26 protein-coding genes are annotated in these 22,244 nt (G+C 56.0%); 8 read left to right on the top strand and 18 right to left on the bottom strand.

All coding sequences use genetic code 11. The features are described from left to right. Position 1: 1 nt before the first annotated feature. Positions 2 to 997: a ubiquinone anaerobic biosynthesis protein UbiU gene (ubiU, locus tag ABIE11_RS18540; protein ID WP_100778763.1), complete on the bottom strand. Its 996-nt coding sequence runs from the start codon at positions 995 to 997 to the stop codon at positions 2 to 4. Between the two features lie 220 nt (positions 998 to 1,217). On the opposite strand from ubiU, the gene ubiT reads away from it, so the two are divergent. Together ubiT and ABIE11_RS18530 are read left to right on the top strand one after the other, a co-directional pair. Further along, positions 1,218 to 1,742: a ubiquinone anaerobic biosynthesis accessory factor UbiT gene (gene ubiT / locus ABIE11_RS18535; protein ID WP_181826910.1), complete on the top strand. Its 525-nt coding sequence runs from the start codon at positions 1,218 to 1,220 to the stop codon at positions 1,740 to 1,742. Continuing rightward, positions 1,736 to 2,239 (top strand): GNAT family N-acetyltransferase, encoded by a 504-nt coding sequence (locus tag ABIE11_RS18530; protein WP_102105478.1) that lies wholly within the window; start codon positions 1,736 to 1,738, stop codon positions 2,237 to 2,239. The genes ubiT and ABIE11_RS18530 overlap by 7 nt, the downstream gene beginning before the upstream one ends. Here the strand turns inward: ABIE11_RS18530 and ABIE11_RS18525 are convergent. Next, positions 2,226 to 2,567, bottom strand: a complete 342-nt coding sequence (locus ABIE11_RS18525; protein ID WP_429185103.1) for a GIY-YIG nuclease family protein — start codon at positions 2,565 to 2,567, stop codon at positions 2,226 to 2,228. The two genes, ABIE11_RS18530 and ABIE11_RS18525, sit on opposite strands and share 14 nt — an antisense overlap. Positions 2,568 to 2,581: 14 nt before the next feature. On the opposite strand from ABIE11_RS18525, the gene ABIE11_RS18520 reads away from it, so the two are divergent. Continuing rightward, positions 2,582 to 3,016, top strand: a complete 435-nt coding sequence (locus ABIE11_RS18520) for a YhbP family protein (protein WP_102105476.1) — start codon at positions 2,582 to 2,584, stop codon at positions 3,014 to 3,016. Here ABIE11_RS18520 and ABIE11_RS18515 read toward each other — a convergent pair. Further along, the gene (locus ABIE11_RS18515; protein ID WP_100778768.1) at positions 2,996 to 3,514 is read right to left on the bottom strand and encodes a type 1 glutamine amidotransferase domain-containing protein; all 519 of its coding nucleotides are present in this window, start codon (positions 3,512 to 3,514) and stop codon (positions 2,996 to 2,998) included. The genes ABIE11_RS18520 and ABIE11_RS18515 overlap by 21 nt on opposite strands. A 128-nt stretch (positions 3,515 to 3,642) precedes the next feature. Between ABIE11_RS18515 and ABIE11_RS18510 the strand changes: the two genes are divergently transcribed. Both ABIE11_RS18510 and ABIE11_RS18505 read left to right on the top strand, forming a co-directional pair. After that, on the top strand, positions 3,643 to 4,287 hold the full coding sequence (locus ABIE11_RS18510; RefSeq protein WP_142503649.1) for an NAD(P)H-binding protein: 645 nt from the start codon (positions 3,643 to 3,645) through the stop codon (positions 4,285 to 4,287). Between the two features lie 40 nt (positions 4,288 to 4,327). Next, positions 4,328 to 5,365, top strand: a complete 1,038-nt coding sequence (locus ABIE11_RS18505) for a permease (protein ID WP_429185102.1) — start codon at positions 4,328 to 4,330, stop codon at positions 5,363 to 5,365. 35 nt (positions 5,366 to 5,400) lie between these two features. Here the strand turns inward: ABIE11_RS18505 and dolP are convergent, their stop codons facing one another. Genes dolP through ABIE11_RS18485 form a run of 4 tightly spaced genes read right to left on the bottom strand, consistent with a single transcriptional unit; the run spans position 5,401 to position 9,102 of the window. Then, entirely contained in the window at positions 5,401 to 5,976 is a 576-nt protein-coding gene (gene dolP, locus ABIE11_RS18500) for a division/outer membrane stress-associated lipid-binding lipoprotein (protein WP_429185100.1), read from the bottom strand. A gap of 9 nt (positions 5,977 to 5,985) precedes the next feature. Continuing rightward, on the bottom strand, positions 5,986 to 6,576 hold the full coding sequence (gene diaA, locus ABIE11_RS18495; RefSeq protein ID WP_003861754.1) for a DnaA initiator-associating protein DiaA: 591 nt from the start codon (positions 6,574 to 6,576) through the stop codon (positions 5,986 to 5,988). Between the two features lie 22 nt (positions 6,577 to 6,598). Continuing rightward, complete coding sequence (locus ABIE11_RS18490; protein ID WP_429185098.1) at positions 6,599 to 6,994, bottom strand: YraN family protein; 396 nt, start codon at positions 6,992 to 6,994, stop codon at positions 6,599 to 6,601. After that, positions 6,952 to 9,102, bottom strand: coding sequence for a penicillin-binding protein activator (locus tag ABIE11_RS18485; RefSeq protein WP_429185096.1), 2,151 nt, complete (start codon positions 9,100 to 9,102; stop codon positions 6,952 to 6,954). Before ABIE11_RS18485 ends, ABIE11_RS18490 begins: the two co-directional genes overlap by 43 nt. Positions 9,103 to 9,164: 62 nt before the next feature. Between ABIE11_RS18485 and rsmI the strand changes: the two genes are divergently transcribed. Together rsmI and ABIE11_RS18475 are read left to right on the top strand one after the other, a co-directional pair. Further along, positions 9,165 to 10,028, top strand: a complete 864-nt coding sequence (rsmI, locus tag ABIE11_RS18480) for a 16S rRNA (cytidine(1402)-2'-O)-methyltransferase (RefSeq protein ID WP_181826908.1) — start codon at positions 9,165 to 9,167, stop codon at positions 10,026 to 10,028. 3 nt (positions 10,029 to 10,031) lie between these two features. Then, entirely contained in the window at positions 10,032 to 11,045 is a 1,014-nt protein-coding gene (locus ABIE11_RS18475) for a Fic family protein (RefSeq protein ID WP_429185095.1), read from the top strand. A 21-nt stretch (positions 11,046 to 11,066) separates the two neighbouring features. On the opposite strand, the gene agaD is transcribed toward ABIE11_RS18475, so the two are convergent. The 10 genes from agaD to kbaZ form a co-directional block, all read right to left on the bottom strand. Beyond that, positions 11,067 to 11,858, bottom strand: a complete 792-nt coding sequence (gene agaD, locus ABIE11_RS18470; RefSeq protein ID WP_429185094.1) for a PTS galactosamine transporter subunit IID — start codon at positions 11,856 to 11,858, stop codon at positions 11,067 to 11,069. Further along, positions 11,848 to 12,651 carry a PTS galactosamine transporter subunit IIC gene (gene agaC, locus ABIE11_RS18465; RefSeq protein ID WP_100778776.1) on the bottom strand — a complete coding sequence of 268 codons (804 nt, stop codon included), beginning with the start codon at positions 12,649 to 12,651 and terminating at the stop codon, positions 11,848 to 11,850. The genes agaD and agaC overlap by 11 nt, the downstream gene beginning before the upstream one ends. Before the next feature lie 52 nt (positions 12,652 to 12,703). Then, complete coding sequence (agaB, locus tag ABIE11_RS18460; protein WP_100778777.1) at positions 12,704 to 13,180, bottom strand: PTS galactosamine transporter subunit IIB; 477 nt, start codon at positions 13,178 to 13,180, stop codon at positions 12,704 to 12,706. A 46-nt stretch (positions 13,181 to 13,226) separates the two neighbouring features. After that, positions 13,227 to 14,102, bottom strand: a complete 876-nt coding sequence (gene kbaY, locus ABIE11_RS18455; RefSeq protein WP_102105470.1) for a tagatose-bisphosphate aldolase subunit KbaY — start codon at positions 14,100 to 14,102, stop codon at positions 13,227 to 13,229. Next, positions 14,099 to 15,256, bottom strand: a complete 1,158-nt coding sequence (locus tag ABIE11_RS18450; RefSeq protein WP_429185093.1) for an SIS domain-containing protein — start codon at positions 15,254 to 15,256, stop codon at positions 14,099 to 14,101. The genes kbaY and ABIE11_RS18450 overlap by 4 nt, the downstream gene beginning before the upstream one ends. A 335-nt stretch (positions 15,257 to 15,591) precedes the next feature. Continuing rightward, the gene (gene agaF, locus ABIE11_RS18445) at positions 15,592 to 16,026 is read right to left on the bottom strand and encodes a PTS galactosamine/N-acetylgalactosamine transporter subunit IIA (RefSeq protein ID WP_123428272.1); all 435 of its coding nucleotides are present in this window, start codon (positions 16,024 to 16,026) and stop codon (positions 15,592 to 15,594) included. Positions 16,027 to 16,043: 17 nt separating this feature from the next. Beyond that, the gene (gene agaE / locus ABIE11_RS18440) at positions 16,044 to 16,922 is read right to left on the bottom strand and encodes a PTS N-acetylgalactosamine transporter subunit IID (RefSeq protein ID WP_429185091.1); all 879 of its coding nucleotides are present in this window, start codon (positions 16,920 to 16,922) and stop codon (positions 16,044 to 16,046) included. After that, positions 16,912 to 17,691, bottom strand: coding sequence for a PTS N-acetylgalactosamine transporter subunit IIC (agaW, locus tag ABIE11_RS18435; RefSeq protein ID WP_429185090.1), 780 nt, complete (start codon positions 17,689 to 17,691; stop codon positions 16,912 to 16,914). Before agaW ends, agaE begins: the two co-directional genes overlap by 11 nt. Before the next feature lie 10 nt (positions 17,692 to 17,701). Continuing rightward, on the bottom strand, positions 17,702 to 18,175 hold the full coding sequence (gene agaV / locus ABIE11_RS18430) for a PTS N-acetylgalactosamine transporter subunit IIB (protein ID WP_429185088.1): 474 nt from the start codon (positions 18,173 to 18,175) through the stop codon (positions 17,702 to 17,704). Positions 18,176 to 18,194: 19 nt separating this feature from the next. Beyond that, positions 18,195 to 19,490 (bottom strand): tagatose-bisphosphate aldolase subunit KbaZ, encoded by a 1,296-nt coding sequence (gene kbaZ / locus ABIE11_RS18425; RefSeq protein WP_231275520.1) that lies wholly within the window; start codon positions 19,488 to 19,490, stop codon positions 18,195 to 18,197. Positions 19,491 to 19,740: 250 nt separating this feature from the next. On the opposite strand from kbaZ, the gene ABIE11_RS18420 reads away from it, so the two are divergent. Further along, positions 19,741 to 20,550, top strand: coding sequence for a DeoR family transcriptional regulator (locus ABIE11_RS18420; RefSeq protein WP_100778785.1), 810 nt, complete (start codon positions 19,741 to 19,743; stop codon positions 20,548 to 20,550). Positions 20,551 to 20,636: 86 nt separating this feature from the next. On the opposite strand, the gene garD is transcribed toward ABIE11_RS18420, so the two are convergent. Further along, positions 20,637 to 22,208, bottom strand: a complete 1,572-nt coding sequence (gene garD, locus ABIE11_RS18415) for a galactarate dehydratase (RefSeq protein WP_102105464.1) — start codon at positions 22,206 to 22,208, stop codon at positions 20,637 to 20,639. Positions 22,209 to 22,244 lie beyond the last annotated feature (36 nt).

Here is a 22,244-nt window from a genome sequence, read left to right as displayed (position 1 = left end):
CTCACTGCCATTTACGGTGATACGCGCCAAGCGTGGTTTGCGTGCCTTCGGACATCGCGCCCAGGGTGTCCATCCAGGCCGGTTGTGGGGCGTAATTCTGCGGATCGGCCATGCAGCGATCGATCGCCTGCCGCCACACTTTCGCCACCTGGCTGACGTACGCCGGGCTGCGCTGACGACCTTCGATTTTCACCGAGGCAATGTTCGCCGCCAGCAGTTCCGGCAGCAGTTCCAGCGTGTTCAGGCTGGTGGGTTCTTCCAGGGCGTGATAGCGCTCGCCGTCGACCAGATAACGGCCTTTGCACAGCGTCGGATATCCGGCGTTTTCCCCGTCCTGATAGCGGTCGATCAGTACGTCATTCAGACGCGACTCCAGTCCCTGTGGTGTCTGCTGCCAGCGCACAAAGCGGGCAGGGGAGCAGGCCCCGACGGTGTTCGGTGATTCGCCGGTCAGATAGGACGAGAGATAGCAGCGGCCTTCAGCCATGATGCACAGGCTGCCGAACGCAAAAACTTCCAGTGGAACTGGCGAGACCCGCGCCAGTTGCTTAACCTGATGAATAGACAGCACGCGCGGCAACACCACGCGGGCGACGTCAAAGTGACGATGATAAAAGCGCACGGCCTCTTCGTTGGTGGCCGAGGCCTGAACAGAGACATGGCGCTCAATATGCGGATAGCGTTCTGCGGCATACTCCAGCATAGCGAGGTCAGCGAGGATCAACGCGTCTGCCCCGAGCTGTGCCGCCATATCCACCGCGCGCTGCCAGCGTACATAACCATCGGGATGCGCAAAGGTGTTGATGGCGATATGTAACTTGCGGCGGTGCTGGTGAACGAAATTGACCGCTTCCTGGAGCTTCTTCTCCGTGAAGTTCAGACCAGCAAAGTGGCGGGCGTTGGTGTCATCTTTCAGCCCGATATAGACTGCATCGGCGCCGTTTTCGATGGCCGCTTTAAGTGCCGGAAGGTTTCCGGCTGGACAGAGCAGCTCCATAATTTATCCTGACGTTCGCTGCCCCAGAGGGCACAAAATTGTTAACGAACGGGGAGTTTAATTAACCTCCACGCGACAATTTTTGATTTAAGGCAGTTAATGGCGTATTGATGACACCAATAATCAATCATGCCGCAATACGGTTTGTTGATTTACGCCGCTACGATGGCTGCCGGATATGGCAAAATAACAGGATTATCGACATCAGGGAGTAAAGCTCGTGCTGGAAAAACTGCGTTCACGCCTCGTACAATTTGGTCCATCTCTGCTAAGCGTGCCGGTCAAACTCACGCCGTTCGCTCTTAAACGCCAGGTGATTCAGCAGGTGCTGAGCTGGCAGTTCCGCCAGGCGCTGGAAGAGGGCGAGCTGGAGTTTCTCGACGGGCGCTGGCTACGTATCGAGGTGCGTGACATCGGACTGTGCTGGTTTACCTCCGTCGAGAACGGCAAGCTGATGGTCAGTGATTCTGCCCCGGCGGATGTCAGTTTCAGCGCGAATGCCAGCGATCTGCTGATGATCGCCGCGCGTAAGCAGGACCCGGATACCCTCTTCTTCCAGCGTCGTCTGGTGATTGAAGGGGATACCGAGCTTGGCCTGTACGTCAAAAATTTAATGGATGCCATTGAGCTGGATCAGATGCCGAAGGCGCTGCGCACGGTGCTGATGCAAATGGCCGATTTCGTTGAGGCGGGGCTGAAAACCCCGCCCGAAAGTAAACACACTTCAGTAGGTGAGCCATGCTGATTCGAGTTGAAATTGGGATTGATGCCCCTGGCATTGATTCATTATTACGTCGGTCATTCCCGGAAGACGCCGAGGCCCGACTGGTCCACGATCTGCGTGAAGACGGGCTGGTGACGCTCGGCCTGGTTGCGACGGATGACGAAGGACAGGTTGTGGGTTATGTGGCGTTCAGCCCGGTCGCCGTTCAGGGCGAAGATCTTCAGTGGGTCGGAATGGCACCGTTGGCTGTCGACGAAAACTATCGCGGTCAGGGGCTGGCGCGCCAGCTGGTCTATGAAGGGCTGGATTCTCTGAATGAGTTCGGATACGCGGCGGTGGTCACGCTGGGCGACCCGGCGTTCTATGGCCGTTTAGGTTTTGAGCCTGCCGCGCCTTACGATTTGCACTGCCGCTGGCCGGGTACTGAGACCGCCTTCCAGGTGCATCGTCTGGCAGATGACGCGCTGAACGGCGTCAGCGGTCTGGTTGAGTATCACGACCACTTCAATCGTCTTTAATCGATGCGTTTTGCAGGCTCTCGCGTAGCGCCTCAAACGAATCATCCCCGGCGACGAGGCGCTCTTTCTGGCGCTTCGTCAGCTGCTTAATGCGGTACTCCATCTTCAGTGCCAGCGAGCGCTCACCGACATGCGCCGAAAAGGCCAGCGTCAGCTCACCTTTCCCCCGCAGCGCTTTGGCGCCTTTCCCCGTTTGATGTTCAAGGAAACGCCGCGCTACATCGGTGGTAATCCCGGTGTAGAGTGCATTATTGGCCGTTCGGACAAGATAGAGAAACCAGCACACAGTTTGCAGATTCAGTATGTTAAGGTGAACGCACCATAGCATGAGAGAGCGCGAAAATGGAAACTCTGGCCGCTATCAGCCGTTGGCTGGCAAAGCAGCACGTCGTCACCTGGTGTGTCCATCAGGAGGGCGAGCTGTGGTGTGCGAATGCGTTTTACCTTTACGATCCCGAACGCGTCGCGTTTTACCTCTTAAGCGAAGATAAAACCCGTCATGCGCAGATGTCCGGGCCACAAGCACCTGTCGCCGGCACTGTTAACGGCCAGCCGAAAAATGTCGCGCTGATTCGTGGCGTGCAGTTTAAAGGCGAGATCCGCCGTCTGGAAGGGGAAGAGAGCGACGCGATGCGCAAGCGCTATACACGTCGCTTCCCGGTTGCGCTTGCTTTGTCAGCACCCGTCTGGGAAATTCGCCTCGATGAGCTGAAGTTCACAGACAACACGCTGGGCTTTGGCAAAAAGCTTCACTGGCTACGAGCCGAGCAGGCGTAACGCTTCGCGATTAAAGGCGGGCAGATCGTCCGGCGTACGGCTGGTCACCAGCTGATTGTTATCGACGACCACTTCCTGATCGTAAAAATCAGCGCCCGCGTTTTTAAGATCGATAACGATCGGTTTAACCGCTGTCAGCTTGCGCCCACGCACCACTTCGGCGCTGATCAGCAGCTGTGGCCCATGGCAGATCGCGAAGACAGGCTTGCCGCTGGAGACAAAATCGCGCGTGAACGTCACAAAGCGCTCGTCACCGCGCAGCGTATCCGGGGAGTGACCGCCAGGCAGCAGCAGGGCGTCGAAATCCGCCGGACGCACCTCATCAATGGCTTTGTCGATGGTGACGCTGGCCTCGCCTTTATGGCCTTTCACCGTTTTTCCGGCCTGCTTGTCGATGGTGATGACCTCATGTCCCGCTTTGCGGAACGCCTCTGCAGGAGAGGTGAACTCTGAATCTTCAAACTCATCGGTGATCAAGACGGCTATTTTCTTGCTCATGCTTCCTCCGTTGTTTTGGCTTCAGACAGATTTTTTGCCGTTTGTGGTAAATACTTACCCGTAACAGACTTTTAAGTGTGGCTAAGCAGACTGAAATCGCAAACGGACTAATCTGCAAAGGAGACAAAATGAGCCAGGTATTAATCACAGGTACCACCGGGCTGGTGGGCGGACACTTGTTGCGAATGCTGATCCAGCAGCCCTGGATCAACTACATTGCCGCGCCGACGCGACGCCCACTGGCGGATATTTCCGGCGTCTTTAACCCCCACGATCCGCAGCTAACAGATGCACTCGGCCAGGTGCAGGACCCGATTGATATCGCCTTCTGCTGCCTGGGCACGACCCGCCGCGAAGCCGGGAGCAAAGAGGCTTTTATCCACGCCGACTACACGCTGGTGGTGGACACGGCGCTAACGGCTAAACGGTTGGGCGCAAAGCATTTTCTGGTGGTCAGCTCAATGGGGGCCAATGCCAGCTCGCCGTTCTTTTACAACAAAGTGAAAGGCAAAATGGAAGATGCGCTGATTGCACAGAACTGGGAGCGGCTCACGATTGTGCGACCGTCAATGTTGCTGGGCGATCGCGAAAAGCAGCGTTTTAATGAGTCCATTTTTGCGCCCCTGTTCCAGCTTTTTCCGGGTAACTGGAAATCTATTCAGGCACGTGATGTGGCGAGCGCTATGCTGCACGAAGCACGTTCTCCCTCAAAAGAGGGCGTCAATATTATCCCCTCGGCTAAACTGCGTGAAATCGCCAAAGGTGAGGCGTAAACTCCCCGGGCTAAATTAATTACACTCCCCGGGGAATGCTATGACTGGTCAGTCTTCATCTCAGGCGGCAACGCCATTTCAGTGGTGGAAGCCCGCACTCTTTTTTCTCGTCGTAATTATTGGTCTTTGGTATGTGAAATGGCAGCCCTATTACGGCAAAGCGTTCACCGCCGCGGAAACCCACAGCATCGGTAAATCCATACTGGCGCAGGCAGAAACCAGCCCGCTGCAGGCGGCATGGGATTATGCGATGGTCTACTTCCTGGCGGTCTGGAAAGCGGCAGTGCTGGGTGTGCTGCTCGGTTCCCTGATTCAGGTGCTGATTCCGCGCCACTGGCTGATGCGTACGCTTGGACAGCCACGCTTTCAGGGGACGCTGCTTGGCACGATCTTCTCTCTGCCTGGAATGATGTGTTCCTGCTGCGCGGCGCCCGTGACGGCGGGGATGCGGCGCCAGAATGTGTCAATGGGCGGGGCGCTGGCTTTCTGGATGGGAAATCCGGTGCTTAGCCCGGCGACGCTGGTCTTTATGGGCTTTGTGCTGGGCTGGCATTTCGCGCTGATCCGTCTGGTGGCCGGGGTGATCATGGTGCTGGTCGTTGCTTCACTGGTGCAGTATCTGGTGAAAGATCGGCTCGTGCAGCCTGTCTCCATCGACGTTGCCACGCCTGAACCGCAAGGGACGTTTTTCTCCCGCTGGGGCAAGGCGCTGTGGCAGCTCTTCTGGAGCACTATCCCGGTCTATATTCTGGCGGTGCTGGTCCTTGGCGCGGCGCGTGTCTGGTTGTTCCCTCATGCGGACGGGGCGATCGATAACACGCTGCTATGGGTGATTGCGATGGCGGTTGCCGGATGCCTGTTTGTCATCCCGACGGCAGCAGAAATCCCGATTGTGCAGACCATGATGCTCGCGGGGATGGGCGCTGCACCTGCGCTGGCGCTTTTGATGACGCTTCCGGCGGTCAGCCTGCCGTCACTGATTATGCTGCGCAAATCATTCCCGGCAAAAGCCCTGTGGCTGACGGGACTGCTGGTGGCGATAGGCGGGGTTATCACGGGCAGCATTGCGCTGCTGTAAGACATAAAAAACCCGGCAATCGCCGGGTTTTTTAATTATTTGATGAAGGTAAAGGCCGTCGTGACTTTCTTCACACCGCTCACGCGGCTGGCAATATCCGCTGCCGCTTTGCCTTCACGATCCGTGACCAAACCGAGCAGGAACACTTCGCCATTCTCGGTGGTGACTTTCACGTTGGACGATTTCACCTGATCGCTAGCCAACAGCTGGGAGCGCACTTTGGTGGTGATCCAGGTATCCGACGACGCAGTGCCCAGACCAATCGGCTGGCCCTGACGCACTTCGTTAAACACCTCGGTGGTGCCTTCTACGCCCATGGCAATCTGTTTCGCACGGGATGCGACATCCAGATTCGGCGCCTGGCCTGCCAGCAGCACTTTGCCCTGATAGGCGGTAACGTTGATACGCGCTTCTTTCTTAATTTGTTCGTCTTTCGACAGGGCGCTGTTCACGCGCAGTTCCAGCGTACCGTCGTCCACCTGAGTTCCCACAGAGCGCGGGTCGGTTGCGGCTTTGGTGCCAACAGCCGCAGTACCCACAACGGCCGCCGCGATGCATCCCTGAAGCAGCAGCGCAGAAATAAGGACTGCGAGGGGCGTTAATGCCTTCATTAGTACTCCTTAATCATCCTGGTGAGGGAAAAGCGTGTTATCGATCAGATCGCATAAGCAGTTCACCGTCAGCATGTGCATTTCCTGAATGCGCGCGCTGCGATGCGAAGGAATGCGGATTTCCACATCCTGCGGCCCTAAAAGACCCGCCAGTTCGCCACCGTCATAGCCCGTCAGCGCGACGATAGTCATATCGCGCGTCACGGCCGCTTCAACGGCTTTGACGATATCGCGGCTATTACCGCGCGTGGAAATCGCCAGCAGAACATCCCCGGCATGCCCTAAGGCGCGTACCTGTTTTGCGTATATTTCGTCATGCAGACGATCGTTGGCAATCGCCGTTAAGACCACATTATCGGTATTAAGTGCAATGGCGGGTAAACTTGGGCGTTCTGTTTCAAAACGATTGATCATGCTGGCAGCAAAATGCTGTGCGTTGGCGGCCGATGTGCCATTGCCACAACAGAGGATTTTGTTGCCATTAAGCAGGGACTGCACCAGCGTCATCGCGGCACGAGAAATAGCATCCGGGAGGGCTTCCGCCGCTGCAATCTGAGTTTGAATGCTTTCTGTGAAACAAACCTTAATTCTTTCGAGCACGTTATCCCTTTAAAACTTTGTTTTAGACGTCTTCGCCAAAGGCGTTTTTAAGCCATTCTACGTCGTTTCCGGTGAAGGCTACCACATCGAACCGGCAATCCACAGTATCAAAACTCCCATTATGGCGGGCGAGCCACAAGTGGGCAGTTTGTAATAATTTACGTTGTTTGGCGAGCGTCACGCTGGCGGCAGCGCCACCAAAGCGGGGCGACTGTCGGAAACGGACTTCAATAAACACGGTGACCTGACCCTCTTTCATGATCAGATCAATTTCGCCGCCCCGTCCACGAACGTTGGCGGCGATAAAGCGCAGTCCTTTGCCTTCCAGCCAGCGACGCGCTGTTAACTCCCACGCGTCGCCCGTCTGTTTACGGCTTAACTCGCCGGGACGATCTGCCCCTGCTGGTATTTGAGCCATGATAACTTCCTGTTAATCACGCAATCCTGGGTCGCGGTGAGATCGCCGGTGTTGCCGTTAAGCTCAAAGCCTGGCACCTGACGCATCTGGATAAAGTGGTTCGCCAGCGCCCACGCATCCACGCCCATCGCGTAAAGACGTGCGAGGGAGTAATCGTTACGCACGCTGCTCAGCGCCTGCTGCATCAGGGCCGGATTGCTGCCCGCCAGCATTGGAATTTCGCTGTACTGCAGGCCGTCCATCTCCAGACGGAAATCCGGGCCAGCCGTCCCTTGCGCGCTACGTGAGCTGGCATACAAGGTTACACCGCTCTGGCTACCGTTACGCATCGCAATCATCGGTTTGATAAAGGCAATCTCTTCTGGCGTAGCGACAATGTACGCCGCGTCCACTTTACCGCCACCGCTGATTTGCGCATCAGTCGGCGGAGCCGGGATGGTCAGGCCGCCGATGGTGACGCTCTGCTGCTGAGGCAGGCTGGCCGAAATCGGGCTGCCGGTCAGGGCGATACCGGAACCGCCGTTGACGCCTGCACGCAGTTCAGATGTTGAACCGAATTTCTGCTGCAGTACCACGCTGCCGCCCAGCTGTTGCCACTCCTGAGCAAACGCATTCGCCACGCGATCGCCGAGAGCGCTACGTGGCGTCAGCAGCAGTGGAGCCTGTTTCCCCTGTTCGTGGATATGACGTGCAGCGTCACGCGCCTCATCTTCCGGCGAAAGTGCGAAATAGCAAATGTTCGCGCGGTTTTGCACTTGCTCAGGTTGATTGAGGGCCAGCACGTTCAGCGTGGTGTTGCTCTTCATAAGCTCTTCAACGTTATTCTTCAGCAGCGGGCCGACCACAATGCTGGCACCGTCCTGCTGAACCTGCGCCAGAACCTGATCGAGCGGCTGTGAACTGGTGTCGTAAATCTTCAGCTCTGCACCTGGATTTGCGGTGGTGGCCGCAACGGCCTGTGGCTGAGCGGCAGGCTGCTGTTCCGGTGCGGTGGTTTGCGGGGCAGTGACAGCGGCATCGGTTGCCGGGGCTGCTGGCGCTTGCGCCGGAGTCTGTTCCTGCGCTTCTGGTGCTGGCGCAGCCACCGGAGGCGTGGTTGGCGCCGTGACTGGATTCTGCATCGTGCCCTGAGCAGGCGCTTGCGAGGTCGTTAAATCACTGGTTTCCGCCGCAGAGGGGCTGATCACGTCATTGACATTGGCGGCCTGCGCAGCCTGTGCCGGGACGGCGTTCCCCGCAACGGCGGTGGTGCCGTTTTTCGCCGCTTCAAAGCCCTGCTGAATGGTACGACCAAACACCGCCGCCTGACCGTTCAGGGGCAGTAACAGGGCGATTTTATTGACGGAAGCCGGTTTGAAGTTTTGCACGTTCACCAGCTGCGTTGGCAGCATTTTCGCGCCTGGATTTTGCGGATAACGAGTCTGCCAGTCGGTGATCCCGGCTTTGAGCATTTTCGGATCGCTGCGGTTGTTGAACCACATCTGCTGCAAATCCAGCCAGCCCTGGAGTACGTTTTCGTCGGCGTTGATCACCAGCGTTTGCGCCTGTTCCGGCGTCATCGCGGAAAGCGCCTGCCAGGTGGCATCGATATTTTTCTGCTTAGCATCGCCGCTCAGCAACGGCTCCTGCGCAATCAGCGCGCGGAGCAGGGCCAGCGAAGGGCGGCCCTGTTCGGCGGCGATGGTCGCCTGCCAGTAGCGTGCCTGTTGGTTGTTATCCAGCGCTTTCACGTCGATATCAGCGAGGATTTTTTTTGCCGCCGCGTAATCTTTCTGCGCGGTTTTCACTTCGGCCGACAGCAGAGTCTGTTCGCGGTGCTGGGTATCGTTCAGTTCCTGCGGCAGCTGGTTATACAGATCGACCGCCTGCTGCGTTTTGCCTTCTTTCAGCAGTGAACGAATGGCAAGTAATTGCCAGTTGGTCTTGGTATCATCTGAGCTTTGCGACATTTGTTGCAGATAATAGCCAGAATCAGCCTGCGCAGTACCCTGCATATGGGCAGCAGTCTGATCGGGCGCCTGAGTGCCACAGCCTGCGAAAATCAGCGCTGCCAGCACAATGGGCAGGCTGCGCGAAGCTTTTGTTCGAAGAAACGTTAAGGGTACCATACTGTATCCAGTGATATTTTTTAGGCAATGCTCAATATTAAATCGGCAATACGGACTAAACAATGAAACAACACGAAACGGCAGATAATTCTCAAGGCCAGCTTTATATTGTACCTACTCCTATCGGGAATTTGTCTGATATTACCCAACGTGCGCTCACCGTTTTACAAGCTGTTGATTTAATTGCCGCTGAAGATACCCGCCATACTGGCCTGCTGCTGCAACATTTCGCGATCAGCGCCAAAATGTTTGCCTTGCACGATCACAATGAGCAACAAAAAGCCGAAACGCTGGTGGCTAAACTGAAAGAAGGGATGACTATCGCGCTGGTGTCCGATGCAGGGACGCCGCTGATCAACGATCCGGGCTATCACCTGGTGCGTACCTGCCGCGAAGCGGGTATCCGCGTGGTGCCGCTGCCGGGTCCGTGCGCAGCGATTGCCGCTTTAAGCGCGGCGGGCCTGCCATCCGACCGCTTCTGTTACGAAGGTTTCTTACCGGCAAAATCCAAAGGCCGTCGCGACGTCCTGAAGGATCTCGAAGCCGAACCGCGCACGCTGATTTTCTATGAATCAACCCACCGTCTGCTGGACAGTTTAGAAGATATGGTTGCCGTCTGGGGGGAGTCTCGCTACGTGGTGCTGGCCCGCGAGCTGACCAAAACCTGGGAAAACATCCACGGCGCACCGGTCGGTGAACTGCTGGCGTGGGTGAAAGAGGACGAGAACCGCCGCAAAGGGGAGATGGTGCTAATTGTCGAAGGCCATAAAGCGCAAGAAGAGGCGCTACCTGCCGAAGCGCTGCGCACTCTGGCGCTTCTGCAAACGGAACTGCCGCTGAAAAAAGCCGCCGCCCTCGCCGCCGAAATCCACGGCGTGAAAAAGAATGCGCTGTATAAGCATGCCCTGGAGCAGCAGGGGGAATAATCTATGAGCCGCTACCAGCCTCCTTTCTCCATTACTCCAACCATCCTCAATCAGGTTGTGGAAATTGGCGAACTGCTGGGACATTGGGCGGCTCAGTCTGGACGCGCGTCACCACTGCTTCGTAAAAAAAATCGCATTCGTACCATTCAGGCATCGCTGGCGATTGAGCATAACTCGCTGACGACTGGACAGGTGACGGCGATCATGGAAGGCAAGAGAGTGCTTGCGCCTGAAAAGGATATTCAGGAGGTGCGAAACGCAATTCTCGCCTATGAGAAAATGCCTGACTGGAAAGCGTGGCAGCTTAGCGATCTCCTGAACGCTCACCGCCTGTTAATGACCGGACTCGTTGATAGCCCCGGGAGAGTGCGGTCTGGTGATGTGGGTGTTTATCGTGGTAACGCGCTGGTGCATATGGCTCCTCCCGCTTCGCAGGTGCCTCGCCTCGTTGATGAACTGCTGGACTGGCTTAAGAAGACAGAGCTCCATCCCCTGATTGCCAGCTCAATTTTTCACTATGAGTTTGAATTTATTCATCCGTTTGCCGACGGAAATGGCCGCATGGGTCGTTTGTGGCAAACCTTGATTCTGAGTCAATGGCGCAATGAACTGGCGTGGTTACCCGTCCATTATCAACAGGCCGATTACTACCAGATTCTGGGTCAGTGTGATAAAGCGAGCGATTGCACAGCTTTCATCGAATTTATGCTCAGGAATATAGCTGACGCGCTTCGGGAGGGCATATCGCAGTCCCCATCCGTGTCGGAAGAAATGTCGGAAAAAGTGTCGGAAGAAAATGCGGCACATCTAACAGACGGTGAACGCCACATTCTTAAACTCTTGAAGGATCATCCGAAGATGTCGGCAGCTATGCTGGCGGAACAAATCGGTGTCACGTCGCGAACAATTGAACGTTATCTCAAACAGTTACAGGAAAAATCCCTGCTACAGCGCATCGGGCCAAAAAAAGGCGGTCACTGGCAGGTGAATTCAGTGTCCCTTGCCGGGCAAGCATAGCTATGCCCGGCACGCTCATAGTTACAAAATCCCCAATCCCGACCCCGCAATCGCCAGCACAAAAGTGACGGCAATCAGCATTACCGGATGCGCTTTCTTGACCCGCAGCAGGTAGTACATCAGCAGGGTATAGCCCATCGGCAAAATGTTCGGGAACACCTTGTCAAAGAAGTCCTTCTGCAGCGCCACGCTGTGAGTGGCGTCGATGGTAAAGCTGGTGACAACGTTGATATGCACGTACGAGGCTATCAGCCCGCCGATCACCGTGATCCCAAGAATGGTTGCCGACCGGGCGATCATCTGTGAATTTTCTCGCACCTTATCGATCGCTTTGATCCCCACCGTATACCCAACATGCGTCCAGCCTACACGCAGGAAGAAGATCGCAAGGTAAACGGCGAAGAACATTATCGGTCCCAGCAGGTTGCCCTGGCTGGCAAACGACGAACAAATCCCGGCCATGATCGGCAGCAGCGTAAACCAGAAAATCGCGTCGCCAATTCCGGCGATAGGACCAAACAGCGCCACTTTCAACCCTTTAATGGTGCTGCGGTTTTCGCCTTTCTCCTCCATGGAGATCAACAGGCCCATCAGGAACCCCACCAGATTCGGGTGAGTGTTGATAAATTCCAGATGATCCTTCATCGCCGCGCTTAACCCTTCTTTGTCGCCTTTGTAGATCTTTTTCAGGATCGGCAACATCGCCCAGGTAAAACCGCCCGCCTGCATGCGTTCGTAGTTAAAGCTCGCCTGCAGCAGAGAGGAGCGAAAGCCAAGGCGGGTAATGTCTTTTTTACTGATTTCAGATCCCATTACTGTAATCCTCTTCATCTTTTTTCGCAGCAGTGACAGCGGGCTGCGCGGCGTTTTTGGCTTTAGCATTAAAGAACTCATACACCGCAAATCCGGCCCCCAGCACGGCCACCGGAAGTAGGTTGCTCACCTGGATATAACAGACGAACAAGAACCCGGCGATGAGATACGGAATGTACTGCGCCTTGAACATCACGCGCAGCAGCAGGCCGAAGCCGACCGCAGGCAGAATGCCGCCCGCGACTTCAAAGCCGTGGGTAAGCCAGGCAGGCATCGCTTTGACCAGCGCCTGCATGGCTCCTTGCGCCAGATAAGTGCAGAGGAAGGTAATGACGGCGTAAGTGCAGGCGACAATCAGCGTCGTTGTCCAGTTCAGACGGGCGAAAGCGGCGGTGTTGGTCTCTTTCGCGTACTTATCGGCCTTCGACATAAACAGCGAGAACGCTGAATAGAAAAACAGAATCACATACTGCATCAGCAGGCTAAACGGCAGCCCTAGACCGATAGCGGTTTTGGCATCGACCCCGGTGGACCAGGCAATGACGGTGGTCATCACCCCGGCCATAATCGGGTTCGGCGGCTGCACACCGCCAGCAGGGGTTAAACCGGCGAACGCCAGCTCCGTCAAACCGCCGGTAATTAAGCCGATGTGGATATCGCCCAGAATCGCCCCGGTGAGGGTACAAACGATGATGGGGCGAAACAGAAACAGTGCTTCCAGCCAGAAATCTATCCCTAGAAAAAATACTAAAGCCGCCAGGGATATCCCCTGAATCAATGTTATTTCGTGCATTTTTTTGCCTCGTAATGATGACTTCAGCTATTTGAATGTCGAGACACTGCCACTAATCGGGGATGCCCTCTTTCGCATCACCGGGAACATCCTGGATAAAAAGATTCACGCCGCTGTGCTTGATAAAGCGCAGATCGTCGAGATCCTGTTCGTCGACATACACTTTGCTGCTGATCTGCCGTTTCCCCTCTGAGAAGTGCATATTGCCGACGTTGACATCCTTCAGTGGCACGCCGCCTTCAATCAGTTTCCTGACGATGTCCGGCGTGCGGCAAATCAGGAAAATTTTCTGGTGCGGCGCGGCTTTTTCAATGATGGCGATAGTCTTCTCGATGGAGAAAAAGCGGATACCAAATCCATAGGTATCGGCGGTAATGCCCATCAGTTTTTGCTGGATCTCGTCTTTGGCGACCTCATCGTCAACGACGATCAACAAATTGGCTCCGATGGTCGACGTCCATGTCACACCAACCTGACCATGCACCAGACGATTATCGATACGTGTCAATAAGATATTGGGACTGCTCATAGTCTTCCTTCCTGCCGATGTTGAGTTGTGAGTGTCGTTGTCTTTATCAAACGGTGGCGGAATCGAGCACCAGCTTGTTGGCCGATCCGCAGACGTTTATTTTGTTTTTTACCACCTCTTTCATGGCGTCCATACCCACTCGCATGTAGTAACGCGGATCGTTACCCTGCGGATTTTCGCGAAACCACTCTTTGACCGCCGCGGAAAACGCGATTTTCAGTTCCGTTGCCACATTCACTTTGCATACGCCAAGCTCAATAGTGCGACGCACATATTCATCCGGCACATCGCTCGCGCCGTGCAAGACCAGCGGAATATCCACCACGTCGCGGATTTCACCGAGGCGTTTGAAATCAATTTTCGGCGTTTTGGTATACAGCCCATGCGCCGTGCCGATCGCCACTGCGAGGCTGTCGACGCCGGTCAGTTCGACAAAGCGTTTCGCTTCCTGCGGGTCCGTCAGAAATGCGCTCTCTGCGTCCACGCTCATGTCGTCTTCCACACCGCCCAGCCGCCCCAGCTCTGCCTCGACGCTGCAATCATTCAGATGGCAGAAATCCACCACCGATTTCACCAGCTTCACGTTCTGCTCAAACGGGTAATGACTGCCGTCAATCATCGCGCTGCGCACCCCCGCATTGACCTTGCGACGAATATCGTCCAGTGATTCGTGGTGATCGAGGTGCAGTGCCAGCGGCATGTCGTAGCTAATGGAGTAGGCGCTGCACAGGGCGTAGATCTCTTCGAAGGCGATATGTTTATAAGTGCCGGGCGTTCCGGCGAGGATCACCGGCGATCGCATTTCGCTGCACACTTCGAGGATCGCCTGGATCGTCTCGGCGTTATGGATGTTAAACGCAGGCACTGCATACCCTTTTGCCTGGGCATCCTGAAGAAGATATTTGGTGGAGATAATGCTCATGATGCGCTCCTTGGGGCTGACCACGGGTGAATCACAACGCCTTGCACTACGCGGTTGACGGTACCGCTGGCGGATGGGGTGTCCGGGGTATTGCCGACGCTAATCGACTGGGTCAGGGCAAAGACCTGGGCGTAGATCAGGAAACAAAAGGCCAGTTCCACGTCGATAAAGTCACGCGAGGCGGGCAGCAGAATGTGAGGGCCAGCGTCGATCACCGGATCGCGATCGGCGGCGATGGCGACCACATGCATGGCCTGGCCGTCGCGGCGCAGTTCTTCGAGCAGATCAAGATCGTACTGGCGCGTATACGGATGGCTGGAAATAAACAGCACCACCAGCGTTTCGTTATCGACCAGCGATTTCGGGCCGTGACGGAACCCGGTCGGCGAGTCGTAAAACGCGACCACTTTCCCGGCGGTAAGCTCCAGCACTTTGAGCGCCGATTCCCGAGCCGCCGCCTGTAATCCGCCGCTGCCGAGATAGACGATGCGCTTCCAGGGCTTATCACCGAACACGCCGTGACTGAAATCGGTTAGCGAGGCGAGGATCGACTGGCAGCGATCCGCCACGTCCTGGAAGGTGTGACAGTTGATCGTATCCGGTGCGAACACCGCGAGGCAGCTCGCCATCATGGTGGTGATGCTGCTGGTCATGGCGAATCCGCGATCGTGCGTTTCAGCAGGCATCAGCAGGGCAAAGGCGTTGTCGCTGGCGACGGCGGTTTGGTACAGGCTACCGGCTTCGTTGCAGGTGATCGTCAGGTGATAGCACGCAGGGACGAACTGGTTTGCCAGCTCGACGGCGGCCACGCTTTCCGGGCTGTTGCCGGAACGGGCGAACGAGACCAGCAGTAAAGGATGCGCAGGATTCAGATAATCCATGGGATTCGTCACCAGATCGGTGGTGGGAATCGCCGTAAAATTTTTTCCGGTGTGGCGCGAAAGCCACGGGGCGATAATGTCGCCGATAAATGCGGATGTTCCCGCTCCCGTCAGAACGATACGCAGATCGTCTTTTTGCAGCAACGGCGTGAGGAAGCGATCGAGAGTCTGTCGGATATTGGCGATATTTTTAAGGGAACGGCTCCAGCAGTCGGGTTGCTGACGGATCTCTTTTTCCGTCCAGGTGCCGGTGGCGGTTTGGCTTTCTGACATAACGCAGTCCTTAGTAAGGTGAAACCCACGTCAGACGCCAGTGCAGTCACTATTGCCTTTCGTTTCGTTTCACTTGTTCGATTGATTAAAATCTATCGAAAGGAAAGCGAAAGATCAACAAACAAAAAGAAATAAAACGAAAAGTGTGATCGAAGATACACGCAATTTCACCCATTACATTGATACATAAGTAATATTTTAAAAGTAAATGTCCTGCGCGATATGATGACGAAAGGAAAAGAAAGGCCTTGCGGATCTACACCGAAGGCCAAGGTAATACACAATGAAAGGGCTAAGGGGGAGAGCCTGCCCTGAATGAAATGAAAAAGTTGGCGTTAGATCCCTTCCTCAACGGGCTTTTCATCCCGACAGCGCCCCAGCTCATCCACCAGACTCGTCAGGCCGCGATGCCCGCACTCCAGCGCCTGTAAGCGAAAGGCTTCGCTACTCAGGCCGTCGCGCTCCATCACCATCTCCAGCAGCAGCTGTAAATTGGTGCCAGTGATCACTTCCCATCCCGGCTTTTCCATCGCCATGGTGGAGGCCACGCGGAAAGGCGTACCGCCCAGCAGATCGGTCAGAAAGACGATATCTTCCGCATCACCCAAATCGGCGATCGCCCGTTCCAGCTGCGAGGTCAGCAGGGCAGTGGTGGAGGTGTCGGGAAAGTCGATGGCGACAAACTGCTCCTGTTCACCGAGGATCTGCTTCATCGCTTTTTCCAGCCCGCTGGCAAACCCACCGTGGCCCGTCAAAATAATGCTTAACATCTAAGACCTCTTTGTATTCACAGGAAGTGACAGAATTTACCTACCACGCCAAGCACCACCGTAATGCCGATGAGGCGTAACGGGCTCCAGCCACGGCGGATCAGCCAGAACATGGTCAGGGTGTAGACCAGCGGCAGAAACGCAGGCATCAGCTTGTCGATCACGTCGGTTTGCAGTTTCACCACCGCGTCCCCTGCGGTGATCTCAAGCGTGGTATTCAGGCGCACATAGGTGGCAACCAGCGCACCAATTACGGTCATCCCGACGATGGAAGCCGCGTGGCCGACCTTTTTGGTGTTGGCCTTAATCAGTGGAATGGCGGCAACGCCCATACGATAAGCATAGTGTGCCAGACCAAAACGCAGACCCAGGTGTACCACGTTGAACATCACAATAAACACGACTGCGCCAAGAATTGAGCCTTGCAGCGCAAGACTGGCGCCGATACCGCCGCAAATCGGCAGCAGCGTCAGCCAGAACATGGCATCACCAATCCCGCCGAGCGGCGCGCCCACCGCAATCTTGGTGCTCTGAATGCTGTTCACGTCCTGCTTCGAGCGCTCCATCGCGAGAATAATGCCGATCACAAAGGTCACCAGGAACGGATGGGTGTTGAAGAACCCCATATGGCCCTTCATGGCGCGCGCCAGATCGCGTTTGTTGCTGTGGATTTTTTTCAGCGCCGGAAGCAGGCCGTACAGCCAGCCTGAGGCCTGCATACGCTCGTAGTTGAACGATGCCTGCAGCAGCATCGAACGCCAGGCCACACGATTGATATCCTTTTTCGTCAGCTCCGCACCGATAGTCTGATCTTCATAGATATTTTCGTTCACGCCGGACAGAAGCGTCTCGTCGGTTTCGGAGACGGTCGGCAGGGTGGTTTGATTAGATACCATCTTCGAATTCCTCTTTCTGGGCGACCGGCGCGGCCGGTTCAGGTGATTTACGCAGAAAATCGATCAGCGCCATCGCCAGTGCTGCCGCAGCAATGGCCAGCACCGGCAGTTTGAGCCAGGCGGCGGCGACAAAACCGAGGATGAAATAGGGAATGTAGACGTTTTTCATCATGATTTTCAGTAGCACGGCAAAACCAATCGCAGGCATGATGCCGCCTGCCACGCCGAGACCGTCAATCAGACGGGCAGGCAGAACATCAATGGCCGTTTTCGCGTGCTCTGCCCCGAAGTAAATCGGCAGGAATGCGCAAAGAAAATAGAAGATCCCCAGTGCCAGGAGTGCGAGATAGTTCACCCGCTCGATCCCGGTGGTGTCGGCGTTCGCCGCCATCCGGTCGCAGCGCACCATCACGCCGGACATGACCGAGAACAGGAAAGTAATCCCCATCTGAACCGCAACAGCGAACGGCACCGCCACACCCACCGCGACTTCCGGTTTTACGCCCGTGGTGATGGCGAACGTCGTCCCGACAATAGTACCGATAATGACGTTCGGCGGCTGCGCGCCCGCCAGCGGTGCCAGCCCCATCCACACTAATTCCAGCGTCCCGCCGGTCAGAATACCCGTATGCAGATCGCCCAGAATCAGGCCCACCAGCGGCCCAAGCACCACCGGGCGGTGCATATGCGTTAAGCCGTTGAACATATCCAGGCCCGCGATAAAGGCGAGAATGCCCAACGCAAAGGCCTGCAACAGACTGATTTCCATTGTGAATCCCTCAGAGTAGTTTAAAGAGATCCAAAGCGGGTTCTGTCGGGACGCCCTGCACGAAGCATTCCACCCCGGCGGCTTTCAGGCCGCTAAATGCCGCAATATCACCGGCGTCGACAGAGACCGTTTTGGCAATTTGTTGTTTGCCATTGGCGTAGTGCATGTTTCCTACATTGATACGTTTCACGGGCACGCCGCCCTCAACGAGGGTCAGGAAATCGGCCGGTGACTTGCAGACCAGCAGGATTTTCTGCCGGTCGGCGGCGCGCTGAATGTTGTCGATCACTTTTTGCAGGGACCAGAAACGCACCGCGATCCCCTCCGCCAGCACCATTTCCATCAGGTTTTGCTGGACCGAATCCTCAGCGACGTCATCATTAGCGACCAGCACCAGATTCGCGCCTGCGAACCCCACCCACTGAACGCCTACCTGGCCGTGGATTAACCGTTCATCGATGCGGCATAAGACAATGTTTGGCATGGCATTATCCTCTTCGTTGTTATGCGTTATGGGACGACGCGCCCTGACAGGCTGCGTGATACTGGCGCAGTATGTCCTGAATGTGGTCGATAATGAGTTCCCGTGGCGTCGCCTTGAGAGCCTCCTCGCGAACTTTTCGATATTGCAGCGGCAGGTACTGGCTCACGAGCGGAAGGGGAATCGGCTCATCCGCCAGATTGCGCACCAGCCGTTCGAAGGCGTCGTCGATCTGACTGTCCGGCCAGTAGTAACGAACGCGATCCGAATAGCTGTAGCCGCGCGCCAGCCGACGGGCGTTGCCGTCGCCGTGGTAGTGGCTTTGCCAGTATTCCGGGCGGTCGAGCATCACGCTTTCAAGCACCTGACGCAGGCCCGAGCTGGCTTTGGCCGGCAGCAGCTCTTCTTCAATAGCAGCGAGTGAGAACAGCGCTTCGCGCAGGGCGAAGGTGAGAGCCGGGCCGACTTTCAAAATCGCAAAGTGATCTTTTACCAGCTGGCGCAGCGCCTGTGGCGTCTGGTAGTCGGTGGAGTGCGCTTCAAAGACCAGTGAATCCCAGGATTTTGCCATTTCACTGAGCGCAACGGCGTTTTCCGGGCGATAGTCGATCACATGGGTATGGTCGAACTCAACGCCAGGTTGCACCACCAGCCCGATAATGCGTGGCCAGACTGCGCTCAGCCCCTGTTTTTCAAAGGCGTGGCGATGGGCTTCCAGCGTGGCACGAGCGGCCTGGGGTGTGGTCACTTCCAGTTCGGTTAGCGTCTCGTGAGCACCGCCGGGAACCGGCACTTCTGTGCCAATCACGTACACCAGGTCTGACTCACCAAAGCGCTCGCGGCAGGTCTGCTCGGCGATCTTCGCCAGCCGTGCGGCGCGCTCGGCGACGATGGCGTCCGTGAGCGGCACCGGATCGTCCTCGCATGACATGCTGCAATCGAGGTGGATCTTTGTGAACCCGGCGGCCACGTAGCTTTTGATCAGATCGTCGGCGTTGGCCATCGCTTCACTGGCGGTGAGGTTTTGCCAGCGATTAGGGCCGAGATGATCGCCACCTAAAATCAACTGCGACAGGGGGAAATTCAGCCCGCTGGCAAGCTGGCTGACAAAAGCATGAAAATCGGCGGGTGTCATACCCGTGTAGCCGCCAAACTGATCCACCTGGTTGGAGGTGGCCTCAACCAGCAGGGCGGTGTGGTGATCGCGAGCGAAGCGAATCGCGGCTTCAAGTACCAGTGGATGTGCGGAACAGACTGCGTAAATTCCGTTGTCTGCCCCTGCCTTGTGCAATTCCACCATTTCAATAAGATGTTTCACTTTCCTCTCCACGTTGGATGGTTTGAGTGCTAATCTTTCGTTTTATTTCACTTTATACTGCGTGATGGTCCTATAAAAATAAAACGAAAGATAATAGTTTTCCGATCTGTTTCACAAAAGAAACATAATGAAAGGTTTCAGCACGGGAAGAATAGGGTGTCGGAAGCGGGATGGGGCTTGCATTCCCCTAAAAGAAAGGCGTTAATAGATAAAACGAAATGAAACGAAAGATTTTCTTAAAGGAGCTCGCATGAGCAGCACCGAATCCTCCACGGAGAAACGTGTGACCGGCACCAGCGAAAGGCGTGAACAAATTATCCAGAGGTTGCGGCAGCAGGGTAGCGTGCAGGTGAACGATCTTTCGCTGCTGTATGGCGTATCAACGGTGACGATCCGCAACGATCTCGCTTTCCTGGAAAAACAGGGTATCGCCGTTCGTGCCTACGGCGGCGCGCTGATCTGCGATGGCAACACGCCGGGGCTGGAGCCTTCCGTCGAAGATAAAAGCTCACTCAATACGGCGGTCAAACGCAGCATCGCCCAGGCGGCAGCCAATCTGATCAAACCAGGTCACCGCATCATTCTCGACTCCGGCACCACGACCTATGAAATTGCGCGCATGTTACGCCAGCATACGGACGTGATCGCTATGACCAACGGCATGAACGTGGCGAATGCGCTGCTGGAAGCGGAAGGCGTCGAGCTGCTGATGACCGGCGGGCATCTGCGTCGTCAGTCGCAGTCGTTCTACGGCGATCAGGCTGAGCAGTCGCTGCAAAACTACCATTTCGATCTGCTGTTCCTGGGGGTGGATGCTATAGATACGGACCGTGGCGTCAGTACACACAATGAAGATGAAGCCCGACTGAACCGTAAGATGTGCGAAGTGGCGGAGCGGATAATCGTGGTGACCGATTCCAGCAAGTTCAATCGCTCAAGCCTGCATAAAATCATCGATACCCCGCGTATCGATATGATCATCACCGACGAAGGTATTCCGGCTGAGAGCTTACAGGAGCTTCAGCGTTCGGGGATTGAAGTGGTGCGGGTAAAAGAGTGAGCGCAAATCTGGCCGGGTGGCAATTGCGCCTTCCCGGCCTATAAAAGTTTTGTGCCCGGTAAGCGTATCGCTACCGGGCACAGGCATCAGGTCACTGGAGCCGGGTTAAACACCGCCAGCTGGTTGTGTAATCCCCATTGGTCGGAGAAGGTTTTTTTACGGCCACTCGCGACATCCAGAATAAAGTGGAACAGCTTCCAGCCCACGTCCTCAATCGTCTCTTCACCCGTCGCAATGGTCCCGGCGTTGATGTCCATTAAGTCATACCAGCGGTTTGCAAGCTCTGTGCGGGTCGCCATTTTGATCACCGGAACCGCCATCAGTCCATACGGCGTGCCGCGCCCGGTAGTGAACACTTGCACCGTAATCCCCGATGCCACCTGCTGCGTGCCGCAGACAAAATCGCTGGCAGGCGTAGCGGCATAAATCAGGCCGCGTTTGGTCGGGCGCTGACCCGGAGATAGTACTTCGGAGATGGCGCTCTGGCCAGATTTCGCAATCGAGCCAAGGGCTTTTTCGACGACGTTCGCCAGCCCGCCTTTTTTGTTACCCGGCGACGGGTTCGCGCTGCGGTCAGTCTGTCCCATATCGAGATAGTTGTCGTACCAGGCCATCTCTTCCAGCAGGCGCTTGCCCACCTCTTCGTTGATGGCGCGCGGGGTGAGAAGATGAATTGCATCGCGCACTTCGGTCACTTCCGAGAACATGACCGTAGCGCCGCAGCGCACAAACAGGTCGGATGCGTAGCCGACCGCCGGGTTGGCGGTCACACCGGAGAAAGCATCGCTGCCGCCGCACTGGGTGCCCACCACCAGTTCGGACGCCGGGCAGGTTTCGCGCTGGCGTTTATTCAGTTTTTCCAGGTGACGCACGGCGACCTGGAGAATATCGTCGACCATGGATTTAAAGCCAACGTGGTGCTCATCCTGCAGACGCACAATGCTGGCGTCATCCACGGCAATCGCCTGGACATCGTCAGTGCCTTGCAGCAGGCGCTCTGGCTGAAGTTTTTCGCAGCCCAGGCCAATCACCATGACCTCGCCGCCAAAATTGGGGTTGAGGGAGATATTATGGATGGTGCGAATGGGTACCACGGCGGCCGGGGCGTTGATCGCCACGCCGCAGCCGTACAGGTGGTTCAGACCCACCACGCCGTCGACGTTCGGGTATTTCGGCAGCAGATCGCGTTCGATGATTTTCACCACATAATCCACTACACCCGCCACGCAATGCACGCTGGTGGTAATGCCGAGCAGGTTTTTAGTGCCAACGCTGCCATCTTTGTTGCGATAACCTTCGAAGGTGTAGCCTTCCAGCGGCGGCAGCGGTTCCGGTACGCGCGTTGCCAGCGGCAGAGTATTCAGCGGCGGGGCTTTCGGCAGCTCAACGAGTGACTCCTCAATCCAGCTGCCCTGCGGAATCGCCCGCACGGCGTAGCCGATGATCTCCCCGTAACGGACGATTTCGCCGTGGGCAGGGATATCGACCAGCGCGACTTTATGGCCCTGGGGAATATGTTCGATGAGTTCAAGGCCATCGGGGAAGCGTGTTCCTGCTCTCAGGCCATTGTCGTTAACAATAATCGCCACGTTATCCGTGTCGTGTACCTTTATATAGAACGCCGTCGGCGACTTTTGTCGAATTTCGATGTCGGCCATTGCTCATTATTCTCCAGTAAAACTTTAGATATTAAA

Source organism: Lelliottia sp. 489 (genome assembly GCF_050435885.1).
GTDB classification, from domain to species: Bacteria; Pseudomonadota; Gammaproteobacteria; order Enterobacterales; family Enterobacteriaceae; genus Enterobacter; species Enterobacter nimipressuralis.
This window is presented reverse-complemented; position numbering and strand designations above follow the sequence as displayed.